We start from the raw sequence: 15788 nt of genomic DNA on the forward strand, positions 1-15788 counted from the left end.
CGCAGTGAAGCAAAGTGAGTTTAGACGCTGGCTTGAATCTCAGGGAGTTGCTGTTACAAACGGCTCAAATCATCTGAAACTGAGATATCAGGGAAGGCGTAGCGTTATGCCCAGACATCCAGGTGATGAAATAAAAGAAGCCTTGCGAAAAGCGATTATTAAGCAGCTTGACTTACAGTAATCATCATCACTACAAGGTTGATTATATGAGAGATTTTGAAAATCCTATGCGTTATCCTGTTACTCTAACTCCGGCAGTGGAAGGTGGGTTTGTGGTTTCTTTCCCGGATATTCCGGAAGCATTAACTCAGGGAAATACTCGCCATGACGCTTTGCAGGCCGCGCGGGCGGCATTGATTACCGCTTTTGAATTCTATTTCGACGACAACGAGGCGATTCCACTCCCTTCGGCGGTTAGCGCTGAAGATGACTACGTAGAAATACCGCTGAGCGTTGCGTCTAAGGTTCTTCTGCTGAATGCCTTCCTTGAATCAAAAATCACCCAGCAGGAGCTGGCGAACAGGATCGGCAGACCTAAGCAGGAGATCACCCGTTTATTTGATTTAAAGCACACGACAAAAATTGATGCCGTGCAGATTGCTGCGCGCGCCTTAGGCAAAGAGCTGGCGTTAACGATGTTGTAAAACTGTTAACTATAACAGTTATAAAAAACACCCTGATTATGTAAACTGATATACACAATGATTGTCACCGACACCGGTAATCAGGATCAAAAATGAAAAAGTACCAGCGACTGGCAGAGCAAATTCGCGATCAAATTGCGTCTGGTGTATGGCAGCCAGGCGATCGCTTGCCTTCCTTGCGTGAGCAAGTGGTCAGCAGCGGAATGAGTTTTATGACCGTCGGACACGCATACCAGTTGCTGGAAAGCCAGGGGCGGATTATCGCCCGGCCGCAGTCTGGTTATTATGTCGCCGCGCGCCCCGAACGTGAACTGGCAGCGCCGCAGGTGCAGGTCACGCGCGACGAAGCGGTGGATATCAATACCTATATTTTTGATATGTTGCAGGCCAGCCGGGATGCGTCAGTGATGCCCTTTGCCTCCGCATTCCCCGACCCGCGTCTGTTTCCACTTCAACAGTTGAACCGCTCGTTGGCGCAGGTGAGTAAAACCGCCACCGCCATGAGTGTGATTGAAAACCTGCCCCCGGGGAATGCTGAGCTGCGTCATGCCATTGCCCGTCGCTATGCTCAACAGGGGATGACCATTTCACCGGACGAAATCGTCATCACCACCGGCGCGCTGGAAGCCCTCAACCTGAGCCTGCAAGCAGTCACTGAACCGGGTGACTGGGTGATTGTCGAAAACCCCTGTTTTTATGGGGCGTTGCAGGCCCTGGAGCGATTACGTCTGAAGGCGCTGTCGGTAGCCACCGACGTTAACGAGGGGATCGATCTTGCTGCGTTGGAGCAGGCGTTGCAGGAATATCCGGTAAAAGCCTGCTGGCTAATGACCAACAGCCAAAATCCGCTGGGTTTTACGCTCAGCGCAGAGAAAAAGGCGCGTCTGGTTGCCTTGCTGGAAAAATACCACGTAATGCTGATTGAAGATGATGTTTACAGCGAGCTGTACTTTGGCCGCGAAAAACCGCTACCAGCCAAAGCCTGGGATCGCGCCGACAGCGTTCTGCATTGTTCGTCTTTCTCGAAGTGTCTGGTGCCAGGATTTCGTATTGGCTGGGTGGCAGCAGGGAAACATGCCCGGCGTATTCAGCGACTCCAGCTAATGAGTACTTTATCTACCAGTTCGCCCATGCAGCTTGCACTTGTTGATTATCTTTCAACCCGGCGCTATGACGCGCATTTGCGACGCTTGCGTCGGCAACTGGCGGAACGTAAACAACAGGCCTGGCAAACTCTGCTGCGTCATCTTCCGGCGGAAGTCAAAATTCACCACAACGACAGTGGTTATTTTCTGTGGCTGGAGCTGCCGGAACCGCTTGATGCTGGTGTGCTCAGTACCCATGCGCTGATACACCACATCAGCATTGCGCCGGGGAAAATGTTCTCGACCTCGGGAAGCTGGACACGTTTTTTTCGTTTTAATACTGCATGGCACTGGGGAGAGCGCGAAGAGCAGGCCGTAAAACAGCTTGGCAAATTAATTCGTGAAATGATGAAATAAACCATAACGCGCTATTCAATATAAATGAATAGCGCATTCTTATTTTCGAAATAGTGAATGCTGAACCACGGTATTATTTATATCGGGTGCGGCCATACAAAATATCAATAGTTAATACTATTGCCACCTCTGCGTCTAACTCCTTGTCTATACTCCAGAAGATTACCCCCAGGTCAGAGTCTGTAGCGTAATGAGCGTTAGCTCACAACCTGATTAAATTTCCTTGCACCAGCAGGAACGCTTACCACACCCCGACTATTTTTAGAAAAGGACATATATTTACGGCAAGGCTGCCGCTCAATATTTTTTCGACAGGAGTAAGACGTTATGAGCAAGCAACTTGCCCTCAGTAGCCTGTGTGCCTTCAGCATGACGCTGATGACTGCGCAGGCAGCCGAACCCCCCACATCATTAGATAAACCGGAAGGCCGCCTGGATATTATTGCCTGGCCGGGTTATATCGAACGTGGGCAAACCGATAAACAATATGACTGGGTCTCGCAGTTTGAGAAAGATACCGGCTGTGCGGTCAATGTAAAAACGGCGGCCACCTCTGATGAGATGGTCAGCCTGATGGCTAAAGGCGGTTACGATCTGGTAACCGCTTCTGGTGATGCCTCACTGCGCCTGATAATGGGAAAACGCGTTCAGCCGATTAATACTGCGCTGATCCCTAACTGGAAAACCCTTGATCCGCGAGTGGTAAAAGGGGAGTGGTTTAACGTTGGCGGTAAAGTTTACGGTTCGCCATACCAGTGGGGACCAAACCTGCTGATGTATAACACCAAAACCTTCCCAACGCCGCCGGACAGCTGGAACGTGGTATTCGTTGAACAAAATCTGCCTGACGGGAAAAGCAATAAAGGTCGCGTTCAGGCTTACGATGGCCCGATCTATATTGCCGACGCCGCATTATTCGTTAAAGCCACCCAGCCGCAGTTGGGTATTACCGACCCCTATCAGCTCACTGAAAAACAGTATCAGGCGGTGATCAAAGTCCTGAGCGATCAGCACGCGTTGATCCATCGCTATTGGCACGATACCACCGTGCAAATGAGCGATTTCAAAAACGAAGGCGTAGTGGCGTCAAGCGCCTGGCCTTATCAGGCTAACGCCTTGAAAGGTGAAGGTCAGCCAATTGCCACGGTCTTCCCAAAAGAGGGGGTTACCGGATGGGCTGATACCACCATGCTGCACAGTGAAGCGAAACACCCGGTTTGCGCTTACAAATGGATGAACTGGTCATTAACCCCGAAAGTACAGGGCGACGTAGCGGCCTGGTTTGGTTCTCTGCCAGTGGTGCCTGAAGGTTGTAAAGCCAGCCCGTTACTGGGTGAAAAAGGCTGTGAAACCAACGGCTATAGCTATTTCGACAAAATTGCCTTCTGGAAAACGCCGATTGCCGAAGGTGGAAAATTCGTTCCTTACAGTCGCTGGACGCAGGATTACATCGCCATTATGGGTGGTCGTTAATTCCGCTGGGGGTTTTATGACGTACGCAGTGGAGTTTCATAACGTCTCGCGTTTGTATGGGGATGTTCGTGCAGTGGATGGGGTGAGTATTGCGATTAACGACGGTGAGTTTTTCTCTATGCTGGGGCCATCCGGCTCCGGCAAGACCACCTGTCTGCGCCTGATTGCCGGGTTTGAGCAACTGTCAGGCGGCGCAATCACTATTTTTGGTAAACAGGCCAGCGAATTGCCGCCCTGGGAACGAGACGTCAATACGGTATTTCAGGATTACGCGTTATTCCCGCACATGTCGATCCTCGACAACGTCGCCTATGGGCTGATGGTTAAAGGCATTGATAAAAAACAACGCCACGCGAAAGCACGTGAAGCACTGGATAAGGTCGCACTCGGTTTTGTTTATGAACGTAAACCGTCGCAGCTTTCCGGTGGGCAACGTCAGCGTGTGGCGATTGCCCGGGCGCTGGTCAATGAACCGCGCGTCCTGCTGTTGGATGAACCGCTCGGAGCATTGGATCTCAAACTGCGTGAGCAGATGCAACTGGAGCTGAAAAAATTACAGCAATCCCTTGGCATCACCTTCATCTTTGTCACCCACGATCAGGGTGAAGCCTTGTCGATGTCCGATCGGGTGGCGGTGTTTAATAACGGTCGCATCGAACAGGTGGATTCTCCGCGTGAACTTTACATGCGTCCGCGGACGCCGTTTGTGGCAAGTTTTGTCGGAACGTCAAATGTCTTTGATGCGACGATGTCGGCGAACGTTTGTGGGCTACAGGGTATGTTCTCCCTACGTCCCGAACATATTCGCTTGAATGATGACGGAGGAGAAGTCCAGGCCCGGGGTGTTATTCAGGCGGTGCAGTATCAGGGGGCGGCGACGCGGTTTGAGCTGAAACTTGCCGGAGGGGAAAAACTGCTGGTTAGCCAGGCGAACCTGACGGGAGAAATGCTACCGTCAACGTTGTCGCCGGGTCAGCAGGTGATGGCATCGTGGTCCCGCGACGTGATGGTACCGCTGGTTGAGGAGAGGTGAATGGCTATGAACGTCTTACATTCGCCTCCACAGTCGACAAGCCTGAACCGGATCTCAGGTTACTTCTGGCGTAATCCGGGGATGGGGCTGTTTTTGCTGCTCCTTGGACCACTGATGTGGTTTGGCATTGTCTACTTCGGCTCATTACTGACGCTGTTGTGGCAAGGTTTTTATACCTTCGACGATTTCACTATGTCGGTCACGCCGGACCTGACGCTGGCGAATTTGCAGGCGCTGTTTAATCCTGCTAACTACGACATCATTTTGCGTACCCTGACGATGGCGGTGGCGGTCACCATTGCCAGCGCGATTCTGGCGTTTCCGATGGCGTGGTATATGGCGCGCTATACCAGCGGCAAAATGAAAGCCTTTTTTTACATTGCCGTAATGTTGCCAATGTGGGCCAGTTACATCGTTAAAGCCTATGCGTGGACGCTGCTGTTAGCTAAAGACGGTGTGGCGCAGTGGTTTTTAACCCATCTTGGGCTGGAGCCGCTACTGCTTTCGTTCCTGACGCTGCCTGCGGTAGGCGGCAATACGTTGTCGACTTCAGGCTTAGGGCGCTTTCTGGTGTTCGTATACATCTGGCTGCCGTTTATGATCCTGCCGGTACAGGCCGCGCTGGAGAGACTTCCGCCGTCACTGTTACAGGCCTCCGCTGATTTGGGGGCGCGTCCGCGTCAAACCTTCCGCTATGTGGTCCTTCCGCTGGCAATACCCGGTATCGCTGCGGGATCTATCTTTACCTTCTCTCTGACGTTGGGCGACTTTATCGTGCCACAGTTGGTGGGACCACCGGGCTATTTCATCGGCAACATGGTGTATTCGCAACAAGGGGCGATCGGCAATATGCCGATGGCGGCGGCATTTACTCTGGTGCCGATTGTGTTAATCGCACTGTATCTGGCGTTCGTGAAGCGTCTGGGAGCTTTTGATGCACTCTGAACGCGCGCCCTGGTTACTCAAACTGGCGGCATGGGGTGGGGTTATTTTCCTGCACTTTCCCATCCTCATCATCGCCACCTATGCTTTTAATACTGAGGAGGCTGCTTTTAGTTTTCCACCGCAGGGATTAACGCTGAAGTGGTTTAGCGTTGCGGCGCAGCGTAGCGATATCCTGGAGTCTGTGACGTTGTCACTTAAGATCGCTGCGTTGTCGACCGCTATTGCCCTTGTTCTGGGGACGCTGGCCGCGGCCGCGCTGTGGCGTAGGGACTTTTTTGGCAAAAGTGCAATATCGCTGTTGCTACTGTTGCCGATCGCGCTGCCGGGCATTATTACCGGTCTTGCGCTGTTGACAGCGTTTAAAACCATCAACCTGGAACCGGGTTTTCTCACGATCGTAGTGGGCCATGCGACGTTTTGCGTGGTGGTGGTGTTTAACAACGTTGTGGCGCGTTTTCGCCGTACCTCATGGAGTCTGGTTGAAGCGTCTATGGATCTTGGCGCCAACGGCTGGCAAACCTTTCGTTACGTCGTGCTGCCCAATCTGGCATCGGCACTACTGGCGGGCGGGATGCTGGCGTTTGCCTTGTCGTTTGATGAAATCATCGTGACAACGTTCACCGCCGGACATGAAAGAACACTTCCTCTGTGGCTGCTCAATCAATTGGGCCGTCCACGGGATGTGCCGGTCACCAACGTTGTGGCATTGCTGGTAATGCTGGTGACAACACTGCCAATTTTAGGGGCCTGGTGGCTAACGCGTGAAGGCGACACTCTCGCCGGAAACGGTAAATAAACGACGATATGGGAAATTGCTATGCAACATCAATTACTGATTAATGGCGAGCTGGTCAACGGTGAAGGTGAAAAGCAGCCAGTCTATAACCCTGCCACTGGTGAACTCATTCTGGAGATTGCCGAGGCGTCAGCCATGCAGGTTGATGCCGCGGTGCGTGCGGCAGACACCGCGTTTGCCACCTGGGGGCAAACCACGCCGAAAATCCGCTCTGAATTGCTGCTGAAACTGGCGGACGCTATTGCCGATAACGCGCAAACCTTCGCTGAGCTGGAATCACTTAACTGCGGTAAGCCACTGCACTGTGTCCTCAACGATGAAATTCCAGCTATTGTCGACGTTTTTCGCTTCTTTGCCGGGGCGGCTCGAACTCTGCAAGGACAGGCGGCCGGAGAGTATCTGGAAGGACATACGTCGATGATTCGCCGTGATCCGCTCGGCGTGGTGGCCTCTATTGCTCCGTGGAACTATCCGCTGATGATGGCGGCGTGGAAGTTGGCTCCAGCGTTGGCAGCGGGAAACTGTGTGGTGATTAAACCATCAGAAATTACCCCGCTGACGGCGCTTAAATTGGCCGAATTTGCCAAAGATATTTACCCGGCTGGCGTTATCAACGTCCTGTTTGGTCGCGGTAAAACGGTGGGCGATCCGCTGACCGGCCATGAAAAAGTCCGCATGGTTTCTCTGACTGGCTCCATTGCAACCGGTGAACACATTATTCAGCACACCGCGCCGTCAATTAAGCGCACACATATGGAACTGGGCGGCAAAGCCCCGGTGATCATTTTTGATGATGCCGATCTGGATGCGGTAGTGAGCGGCGTGCGGACCTTTGGTTATTACAATGCCGGGCAAGACTGTACCGCCGCTTGTCGAATCTATGCCCAAAAAGGCATTTATGACGCGTTGGTTGAGAAACTCGGCGCCGCGGTTGCCAGCCTGAAAATTGGTGCGCCGAACGACGAATCGACGGAACTGGGACCGGTAAGTTCGCAGGCACATCTTGATCGCGTGACTAAAGCGGTCGATGAGGCCAAAGCCCTGGGGCATATCAAAGTTATCACCGGCGGCAAGAAAGTGGATGGCGCAGGCTACTACTTTGCCCCAACGCTGCTGGCCGGGGCGAAGCAAGAAGATGCCATCGTGCAGCGGGAAGTTTTCGGCCCGGTGGTCAGCGTGACCGTATTTGATGATGAAGACCAGGTGCTGGCGTGGGCAAATGATTCGAAATACGGACTGGCATCTTCCGTCTGGACCCGGGATGTTGGGCGTGCGCATCGCTTTAGCGCTCGCCTGCAATATGGTTGCACCTGGGTCAATACGCATTTCACGCTGGTTAGCGAGATGCCGCACGGTGGGCAAAAACAGTCTGGGTATGGCAAGGATATGTCGGTTTATGGGCTGGAAGATTACACGATTGTTCGCCATGTCATGATCAAGCATGAGTAATCTTTTAAGCGCGAGCGGTAAATGGGGCACGGATAGCTAAATCTCGGCAAACGTGTGCCTATACTATTCGCGCCACTGGCCTCGTCGCCATCGGACGGCGGTAAGTTGGAAATATCCGCGAGGTCAGGCTAATTGATAAAATAAAGCCCCAGCATATTGCCGGGGCTTTGTGCTTTCAGGAGCGCCATCGGGTTTATCAGCGGCCCAGGCTGCAAAGCCAGGCGAGTAGGGCACAGACGCTCAGTACTAGCCCCAGTTGTTGCACCATGCCTGCAAATCCCAGCATCATTCCCAGCAACAGGTAATAGCTTAATCCAAACAATGCCCCCGCGGCTCCGGCCTGTTCACGATAATGACGCAGCGCCTGACTCAGCACATTGGGAATGGCGATACCATAGGCAATCACCACGCCGAATACCGGAATCAGGATCCACGCAGAGTGCTGTAAGCACCACGCTACGAGACCTGACAACGCTGCCAGCGCACAGGCATAACGTACCAGTTGCTCCGGCGTCAGACCTGTCGTTAACAGTTTTTGGTTCAGCAGGCTACCCGACAGAGAAGCAAACGCAAGTAGCAACCCCGTCAAGCCAAAGGCTCTGGAACTCCATCCCAGTTGCCCAAAAAGAAACGGCGCCAGGCTGTAATAGCTAAACAGCATGGTGTTCAGTAGAGCAACCAGCATGGCGTTTTTCCACAGCTCATAGTCACGCGCCATGCGGGAGAGTAGCGCAGCAAGCCTTGGTCTGAGCGTATGTTCGGGCCGGGTTTCTGGCAGCATGGTTATGGTCAGCATCAGCAGTAGTAGCGCCAGCAGCACAAGGGCAACAAATACCCCGGTATGACCATACAAACTGACCAACCATCCTCCGCTTAGCAGACCGAAAACCGGACTCAATGCCAACGCGGCGCCCATCACAGAAAAGACGCGGGATAGCGCAGTTGATTCATAGCTGTCCCTTAGCATGGTCTGTACCACTACAGATCCGGCAGCCGCTCCAATGGCCGAGACCATCCGTGCCAGCAGCAGAACGCTGAAATCAGTGGCAACAACGGCCATGAGGGAACCCGTGGCGTAGCACAGGAGTCCAGCCATCATCGCCCGGCGTCGTCCGATGCAGTCGCTCAGCCATCCCCACATCGCCACGCCGACGGCGAAGGCAACAAAATAAACGGAGAGTGTTTGAGCCGCGCGCTCACTGCTGACGTGATAAGACGTCGCAATACCTGGCAATGCCGGGCTGTAAATGGTTTCCACCAGTTGTGGAAACATAATCAGGAGTGTGAGAAGCCACAGCGGCGGTCGATGAAGTGTGTTCATAGCAATATCCAGAGAAACAGAAAACAGGCGGGCATTATTGCTGAAAGGAAAATGTCGCATTACCATTATCAGGACTTTAAATGTCAAATATCGGACAGAAGATGAAAATTGCCCCGGATGATGCTTTTGATGCGGACAGCTTTGATAAACCGGTAATCGGGATTGCTTCCGAGATGGGCGTACACGATTCAGGACGGCACAGCCATCTTCGTCATCAGCTACTTTATTCGGCAGCGGGAAGCATAACGATTGAGCTGGAACAGGCGTTGTGTCTGCTACCGCCACGTCGTGCGGTCTGGATCCCAGCCGGTACGGTACATCGCGCCATAATGCGCGGCGTGATGGCTTATCGTTCTTTGTACTTCTCAACCACGTTGCCGTTATCTGATTTACCGCTGCAGATAGTCGACGTTAACCCTCTCTTTTTTGAGGTGATAGAACGTATGTCTTTCTGGTCATGGGAGATGCCTGCCGCGCAGCAGACCAGTCTCATAACCGTATTTTGTGAGGAAATGCGTGCCGCCCACAGTGAAAACTGGACATTGCAGTATCCCTCAGATCCGCGACTTAACGTGTGGCTTGAAGGATTACGCATGGGCGAACTGCCACCACGACTGAATCAATTGTCCCGACAGGTTGGGGCATGTGAAAGGACAATAGGTCGAATATTTACCCGGGATACCGGGATGAATTATCAGGACTGGCGGCAGCAATTTAGGCTGTTAAAAGCCATGGAGATGTTGGCTGACGGATGCCATATCAGCCAGGTCGCGCAATATCTGGAGTTTGTCAGCGACAGTGCTTTTATTGCTTTCTTCCATCAGCATACCGGCACAACGCCAGGCCGTTATTCAGGCAATATAATGCCGCAGAAGGATTAGGGGTATTACATATTAAGGATAATTTACCTGGTGATGGCAGAGTGGGAAGATCGTTTACTGATGGCAGAGAGATGAACCTCTCTGCCAGCGGACGCTGCAATTAATCAAGAAGAGTTACATCAAGCAAACCAGCCGAACCTTGCGGAAATCAGACTGAAAAGTCCTACAGCAGCAAATATATTTATCAGCACCACCGTTTTACTGGAAACATTCATTTGTGCCACCTTTCGTTTTAACCCATATGGGTATAGTACGGGTTATAACTATCCGCAATAGTACGAATTCTGAACATAATGAAAATGGGTTGTTTTACAGCCGCTTTTCTTAAATTAATTAATAAAACTTGATGTAAGTCATGAAAAAGAGCATATTGCGCGCGATTTCACCTTTCGGCCCGGATGCCTTACATGTCTTTGTACCAAAAAATGTTGGTTTTTTATGCGGTGATGGCCGTTATCACGGCAATCATCACCTGGTTTCTTTCCCGCGATAAAAAGCGAATTCGCTTTCTCAGCGCGGTATTAGTCGGTGCGACCTGGCCGATGAGTTTTCCCGTCGCGTTAATGTTCTCTCTCTTCTGATGACGGCGTAAACGCCGCTTCAGGCGGAAAGCAGGGCATCTAATCGCTTTTTGTCGACTTCGCTGACATCCTGTGGATGCTGATACCCCACGTTCTCATTCGCACGGGTATACAAAGCGACTAGCCAGTCGTATACGTAGCGGCTTGCGCCGTGCGAAGGTTGTTCATCCAACTTCGTCAGGCGTAACATCGGCTGTTGCTTCGGCGCGCTAAAAATAGCCGATCCTTTCTGAATCCTGCTGGCAGGGCGTTGATCCTCAGCAACGTCGGCAAATCCAAGCCAGGTAATAAAATCACCGATATCGGCGTATAGCTGCGCGGCACAGACGTTTTCGCGCTGCATAATGCGCTGTAAGCGCTGCGGCATCTCCAGGCGATAGCTGGTGGTGACGAGGATGTCGGCAACCTGCCTTAACGTACGGGGATCGAGTCGTAAACGGCGGGCATTATTTTCATCGCGACACCACTGGCGCACGTGGTTAATCCACATTTTGTGAGCCTGATATCCGGTCTCCTGGCTTTCCGGTGAGTGCATTGTGTCACGCACCTCGGCAAACAGGTCAATCTCTTCATTAAATAAACCACTTACCTGCTCCTCGCGCGGTTGCTGAATACGCAGCAGCGATTCAAAAATGCGCATCGGCGGGAGCAAACCATCCAGCAGTTCGCCATGCTTTGCCGCCTGAGCCTGTAGCTGGCGGATCACTGACTCATTGCTTGCTGATTCGGTCTCAACGGGATTAATCCAGCCGATTAGGGTTTCGCGTACGCGCTGCTGATGCTGTTCACGCAGGGAGGTCAGCCTGGCCTGGCGCTGCTGTGGTGAGGTTGCCTGAGTCAACCATTCGACGAGGCGTTGTAAGCTGTGTTTATCCAGCGCCTGCAGCGTGCCCCAGTGCAGTCCGGGTTTGCCCATTAATTGCTGCACAGATTCGTCAAGATTTTGCTGGGTACTAAAACGCGCATCCTGCGGGGTAATGGCCCAGACCACGCCTGGCAATGCGGCGTCGTGGACGGGTTGAGTATCGTTAACCCAGCCCAATAGCTTGCGGGTGATGGTGGGCGTCTGGGCGCGGGTAGAGACAGCGTTGCAGATTAAGAGCACATCCGGTTGCAGGTGTTGGCGGTAATGTTCCAGCATCCAGCCTAATTTTGCCTGCCACAGTGGATGCGGGTGAGTATCCGGGGCGAGGGGAATATCGAGCAGATCGACATTCTCCAGCACCGCGTCTTCAACCGTCAGGACCAGTTCGCGCGTGAGCAGCGCCAGTGACGACAAAGAAAGGCTGACTGCATTGAGCAACTGATGATTTTCAATCGGATGAACCACCACATCGCTTTGCGCCTCATTATTGCCGGTCAATGCCACCTGGGTCAGGAAACTTTCGGCAGGTAAACCAAAATGATCAACCAGCAGACTCAGCGGGGCCGCTAATTCTTGCGCGTGTCCGGTTTGTTGCAACGTGTGCGCCAGAGTCAGCCACTGCTGTGTCAATTCTGGTTGTTCTCCCCACAGTAGTGCCCAGGCGTTTGCCCGGGTAGTCAGATCCAGTGCGGGCAGCAACGTGGCAAACTGGTGCCATAGCGCATCGTCAATTTGCTGCTGGTTTGCCGGTACGCAGGAGCGCCAGAAACGACCGATTGCCGCAACATCATGTGCGGTAATGCCCGGCACAGGGTGACGCTGACGCAGCGTTTGCCATTTTTCCAGGCGCGCCTCAATAATCGATTTCTCGACCTGCCGGTTATCCGGGAGCGCGCTGAACTGGGCGATAAATAGCTGTACCAGTTCCGCTTCACTGAGTAACCGCAGACGCAACGGCCATTCGCTATCATGCTGATTTTCATCGCGCGTAAAGCGGATCACCATATTGGTTGGCGCATGGCCAGGATTAATATGCGAGAAATAATCAAAGCTGCGATCCGGAGTAACAATATTCACTTTGCCAGTGGCATTGCTGCACAATGCCGCAAGCAGATGTGCTTTTGCCGATTGTGAATGTCCGTATAACCCTATACATCCTTGCGATGAAAAGGTTGTCTCCAGCGCAGATTCACTCACTGCGGCTAGCGTAAGCTGTGCCAGCAGGGCATCCGCTTCATCATCAAGACGCGCCGCACGTTGACGGGTATCTACCACCCACTCGATGGCGGCCTGCGCGGTATTTAACATCTTACTCATTTCAGGTACACGCTCCCGCTATCAATCCAGTAATGGCTTCCGCTATGGCGACGGTCTGCCAGCGTATTCAGTTTTAACGTTAAGGCATTGGCGGCAACGGGGGTGCCATCCTGTAACCAGGCATCGCTCAGGACGAAGAATTCTGGACCACTTTCTTTGCTGCCGCCGCGTAGCTGCAGCCGTACATTCAACACGCCATCTCCGGCGATGGTTTTTGCCAGTTCGGCAGAATTTATGCTGAGCGTATACAGCGGCGTGGCAGGCCAGCGGCTGTTTGCCAGTTGCCGGAATCCTAACGTCACGTTGCCACGTAACGGGAAGTGCAACCGGGCATCCAGCTTCGCACCGGGTTTATCCAGATCAATATCGTGATACCAGATGTTCTCATCGCGCAGGGTATTGACCGTGTTATCCAGTACGCCAAGATAACGTACGGTCGAGTAAGCGCCGATATCGGCAGCTTTAAAGTTAAAACGCGGCAAACGCAAATCCAGCGCCAGGCTGCACAGCATGGCGCCGACTGCCGCGGTGGATTTGGGATTACCAATCCGCCCTTGTTGGCTGAACGGATACCACTCATGCACGCGGTAGTTATCCATCCAGATCATACGGTTAACCGGAACAGGTTGCAGATGGCGGATCAACGCCTGTACGCCCGGTAAACAGGCGGGCCTGCCGGTCACTAATAAAATATCGCAGCGATAATGTGAAATAGCCTCACAAACCGCGTGCAGCGGGGAAGTCAGGGTAAATTGCCCCGCTAACAGAGCTTCTTGTAACTGCCTGAACTGTACCTGCAACGGCACGCTCAGAACATCAAATGCTGGCGAACCTGCTGGCATCGCATGGTCGATAGCCTGCTGGATGTAGTTCATCACGTTGCGCGTTGGTCGTTGGCTCAGGAGTTCTCCGAATGTGGCATGCAGACCAGCGACCGGATCGTTAATATCGCTTTGTTCCCAGGCACTGAGTACCGCATGACCGAGTGGCATAAAGAGCTGCAATGCCGTTTGTTGACGCAAAATCGCCTGGGTATCGATACGACCGGAATCGCCAAACAGCGTGGCCAGCAATGCAGCGGCATCGGTCACGCCAGCTTGTTGTAAGCGGGTTTGCAGCGCAGGCAACACGCAACGCTGAATCACGTCCAGAAGCATGTCATCGCCTGCCACCTTAAAACCCTCACGGAACAGCAAATGCGGGGTAATTTTAACGTTCGCGCCGACGCCGTCATCAAGCTGATAATGGACGACGGCCATATCCGTTGTCCCGCCGCCAATGTCGATCGATGCCACGCGCAGCGCCCGACCTTTAGTCTCACCGGGTTCCGGCAAACGGTCCGGGCGGGCAAGGGCGTTAAAGAATGATTCGGTGTGGCCATCGTAGTGAGAGATAGCCTCGTTATACAGCCACACCAGTTGCCCGCAGCTGGCTTCATCCCATTCCATCTGAATTTCAGGTACGGGAACCACACTCTTTTCCTGCTGTTTACGGGTAGTGAAGTCTTCATCCTGCGGGTGCCAGCCCATTGCTTTCCAGACCAGGGCAATAGCTTCAAACATGCGCAGGCGGAAAATCTCGCGTTCCTGTTTGGGCATCGCCGACGGTAGGGTCAGGATCAGCGTCCGTAACTGACGAGGAGATGCCGGGAATCCGAGGCGCAAACGCGTCGCTACGCTGTTAATTTGCCCCAGCGCCTGGGCCAGTATTTCGCATAACATATGCGTCATCAGCGTACTGCGGCTGTATTGCGGTGAGAATACCGGCAGACGATCGTCCTGCGGCAGGCTGAACAGCGGTTGCCCGTCATCGTTCATCAGGTTCATCAGTGGGAAGGCGGTAGCCAGCGGTTCGCGCTGGGTTTTTCCATTCATCTGGCTAAAGCGCCAGTCATGTAACACCGGCGTTTCATCCCACAGATAACGGCGCGGGCTGGAGATCCCACTATTGCCCTCGGTGCCCATACGCTGCATTGCCAGCTTACGGGCTTCATCACCCACACGCACAATCGACGGCCAGATAAAGGCGTCATCACGTCCGCTCTCAACGGAAAAATGCTGCTTACCAAAGCGAGCTTCGGAAAACTCCAGCCGACTGGTGAACAGCGGATCGTTGAGGAACTGCGGCTCGCTTAACGAACGGACCTGCAATTCAGCGGTCTGACGCAGCCCGTCATTGGCATCCCCGTGATCTTCAATCAGGACGCCACAGGTATGGGTATTACCGATATCTAAAATAAGATCGACGGGAATAGCGGGTGTGCTAAGGGTATGTGTAACCAGTTTCACTTCCGGGACAGAAAGCTGCTCGCCTAACAGGGTCAGCACATTCAGCCAGTGCGCCTGGTATTCAAAGTTACGCAGCGCCAGCTGGATCTCTTGTTCTGAGCGATTCTCATGTTGGGTGACATGGTGCATAAAAGATTCGCGCAACCAGCCGTCAATCCAGGTCTGGTCAAGGAAATCAGCAATTTCGCTGTCATGCCAGGCCAGCGCGAATCGTGTCCCGTTGAGCAGGTCGTTTTCATTAGGCGTTAACGCTGCAGGGGCATTTTCAGTGAGCTGGCTATCCAGCGCCACGGTAACGCGGTGGGTGTTGCCCGCGCTGTCGGGTTGCGCCAGTTTTCGTACCTGCACGCGCGCCCAGTTATCCGGGCCTTCAACAAACGTGCGCGGTGGGTTAAAGCGCAGAAACGGCAGCGGCAGCCAGACACCGTCGAGGACATCCAGAGAATAATGCAGCGTCTGGGTACTTTCCGGTTTCACCACTTCGGGCTGACCGCCAGTGCTGCCAGGCAAGGTATAGCGACCCGTTGCCAGATCGAAATCCAGCCGTAGCAGGGGACCGTTTGCCGTTTTGCGCACAAAGCGGCCATGGTGCGCAGATTCCTGCGGCGTCAGGCCAAAATCCAGGAATTGAACACCGCTATTGGCGATGAGCGTCACGCTCTGCTTGTAATCACACAGATTCACCAACATAGA

14 protein-coding genes are annotated in these 15788 nt (G+C 53.2%); 10 read left to right on the top strand and 4 right to left on the bottom strand.

Going from position 1 to position 15788, the window contains the following annotated elements:
• Window positions 1-4 precede the first annotated feature (4 nt).
• The 8 genes from OGV71_RS17280 (at window position 5) to patD (ending at window position 7842) form a co-directional block, all read left to right on the top strand.
• The gene (locus tag OGV71_RS17280) at window positions 5-181 is read left to right on the top strand and encodes a type II toxin-antitoxin system HicA family toxin (RefSeq protein ID WP_003020221.1); all 177 of its coding nucleotides are present in this window, start codon (window positions 5-7) and stop codon (window positions 179-181) included.
• 46 nt (window positions 182-227) lie between these two features.
• Window positions 228-644, top strand: a complete 417-nt coding sequence (locus OGV71_RS17285) for a type II toxin-antitoxin system HicB family antitoxin (RefSeq protein ID WP_128298791.1) — start codon at window positions 228-230, stop codon at window positions 642-644.
• A 92-nt stretch (window positions 645-736) separates the two neighbouring features.
• Window positions 737-2146: an aminotransferase-like domain-containing protein gene (locus tag OGV71_RS17290; RefSeq protein WP_286533730.1), complete on the top strand. Its 1410-nt coding sequence runs from the start codon at window positions 737-739 to the stop codon at window positions 2144-2146.
• A gap of 327 nt (window positions 2147-2473) precedes the next feature.
• The gene (gene ydcS / locus OGV71_RS17295) at window positions 2474-3619 is read left to right on the top strand and encodes a putative ABC transporter substrate-binding protein YdcS (protein ID WP_061548295.1); all 1146 of its coding nucleotides are present in this window, start codon (window positions 2474-2476) and stop codon (window positions 3617-3619) included.
• 16 nt (window positions 3620-3635) lie between these two features.
• A complete protein-coding gene (locus tag OGV71_RS17300) occupies window positions 3636-4652 on the top strand; it encodes an ABC transporter ATP-binding protein (RefSeq protein WP_071696128.1) in 1017 nt (338 codons plus the stop codon).
• On the top strand, window positions 4653-5597 hold the full coding sequence (locus tag OGV71_RS17305; RefSeq protein ID WP_003843727.1) for an ABC transporter permease: 945 nt from the start codon (window positions 4653-4655) through the stop codon (window positions 5595-5597).
• Window positions 5587-6393: an ABC transporter permease gene (locus tag OGV71_RS17310; protein WP_003020204.1), complete on the top strand. Its 807-nt coding sequence runs from the start codon at window positions 5587-5589 to the stop codon at window positions 6391-6393. Before OGV71_RS17305 ends, OGV71_RS17310 begins: the two co-directional genes overlap by 11 nt.
• A 21-nt stretch (window positions 6394-6414) precedes the next feature.
• A complete protein-coding gene (gene patD / locus OGV71_RS17315) occupies window positions 6415-7842 on the top strand; it encodes an aminobutyraldehyde dehydrogenase (protein ID WP_286533732.1) in 1428 nt (475 codons plus the stop codon).
• Window positions 7843-8038: 196 nt separating this feature from the next.
• Here patD and OGV71_RS17320 read toward each other — a convergent pair whose 3' ends face one another.
• Window positions 8039-9163 carry a multidrug effflux MFS transporter gene (locus OGV71_RS17320; protein ID WP_286533734.1) on the bottom strand — a complete coding sequence of 375 codons (1125 nt, stop codon included), beginning with the start codon at window positions 9161-9163 and terminating at the stop codon, window positions 8039-8041.
• 101 nt (window positions 9164-9264) lie between these two features.
• Here OGV71_RS17320 and OGV71_RS17325 point away from each other — a divergent pair, with 101 nt between their 5' ends.
• Entirely contained in the window at window positions 9265-10044 is a 780-nt protein-coding gene (locus tag OGV71_RS17325) for an AraC family transcriptional regulator (protein WP_071696151.1), read from the top strand.
• A gap of 119 nt (window positions 10045-10163) precedes the next feature.
• Here OGV71_RS17325 and yncL read toward each other — a convergent pair whose 3' ends face one another.
• A complete protein-coding gene (yncL, locus tag OGV71_RS17330; protein WP_071524268.1) occupies window positions 10164-10259 on the bottom strand; it encodes a stress response membrane protein YncL in 96 nt (31 codons plus the stop codon).
• Window positions 10260-10451: 192 nt separating this feature from the next.
• On the opposite strand from yncL, the gene OGV71_RS17335 reads away from it, so the two are divergent.
• Window positions 10452-10625, top strand: coding sequence for a GhoT/OrtT family toxin (locus tag OGV71_RS17335; RefSeq protein ID WP_003020198.1), 174 nt, complete (start codon window positions 10452-10454; stop codon window positions 10623-10625).
• Between the two features lie 19 nt (window positions 10626-10644).
• Here OGV71_RS17335 and OGV71_RS17340 read toward each other — a convergent pair whose 3' ends face one another.
• Both OGV71_RS17340 and OGV71_RS17345 read right to left on the bottom strand, forming a co-directional pair.
• The gene (locus OGV71_RS17340; RefSeq protein WP_286533737.1) at window positions 10645-12807 is read right to left on the bottom strand and encodes a virulence factor SrfC family protein; all 2163 of its coding nucleotides are present in this window, start codon (window positions 12805-12807) and stop codon (window positions 10645-10647) included.
• The gene (locus OGV71_RS17345) at window positions 12804-15785 is read right to left on the bottom strand and encodes a virulence factor SrfB (protein ID WP_286533739.1); all 2982 of its coding nucleotides are present in this window, start codon (window positions 15783-15785) and stop codon (window positions 12804-12806) included. The genes OGV71_RS17340 and OGV71_RS17345 overlap by 4 nt, the downstream gene beginning before the upstream one ends.
• Between the last annotated feature and the right edge of the window lie 3 nt (window positions 15786-15788).

Origin of the sequence: Citrobacter sp. Cf088 (assembly GCF_030334295.1) — a bacterium.
Taxonomy (GTDB): Bacteria; Pseudomonadota; Gammaproteobacteria; order Enterobacterales; family Enterobacteriaceae; genus Citrobacter; species Citrobacter freundii.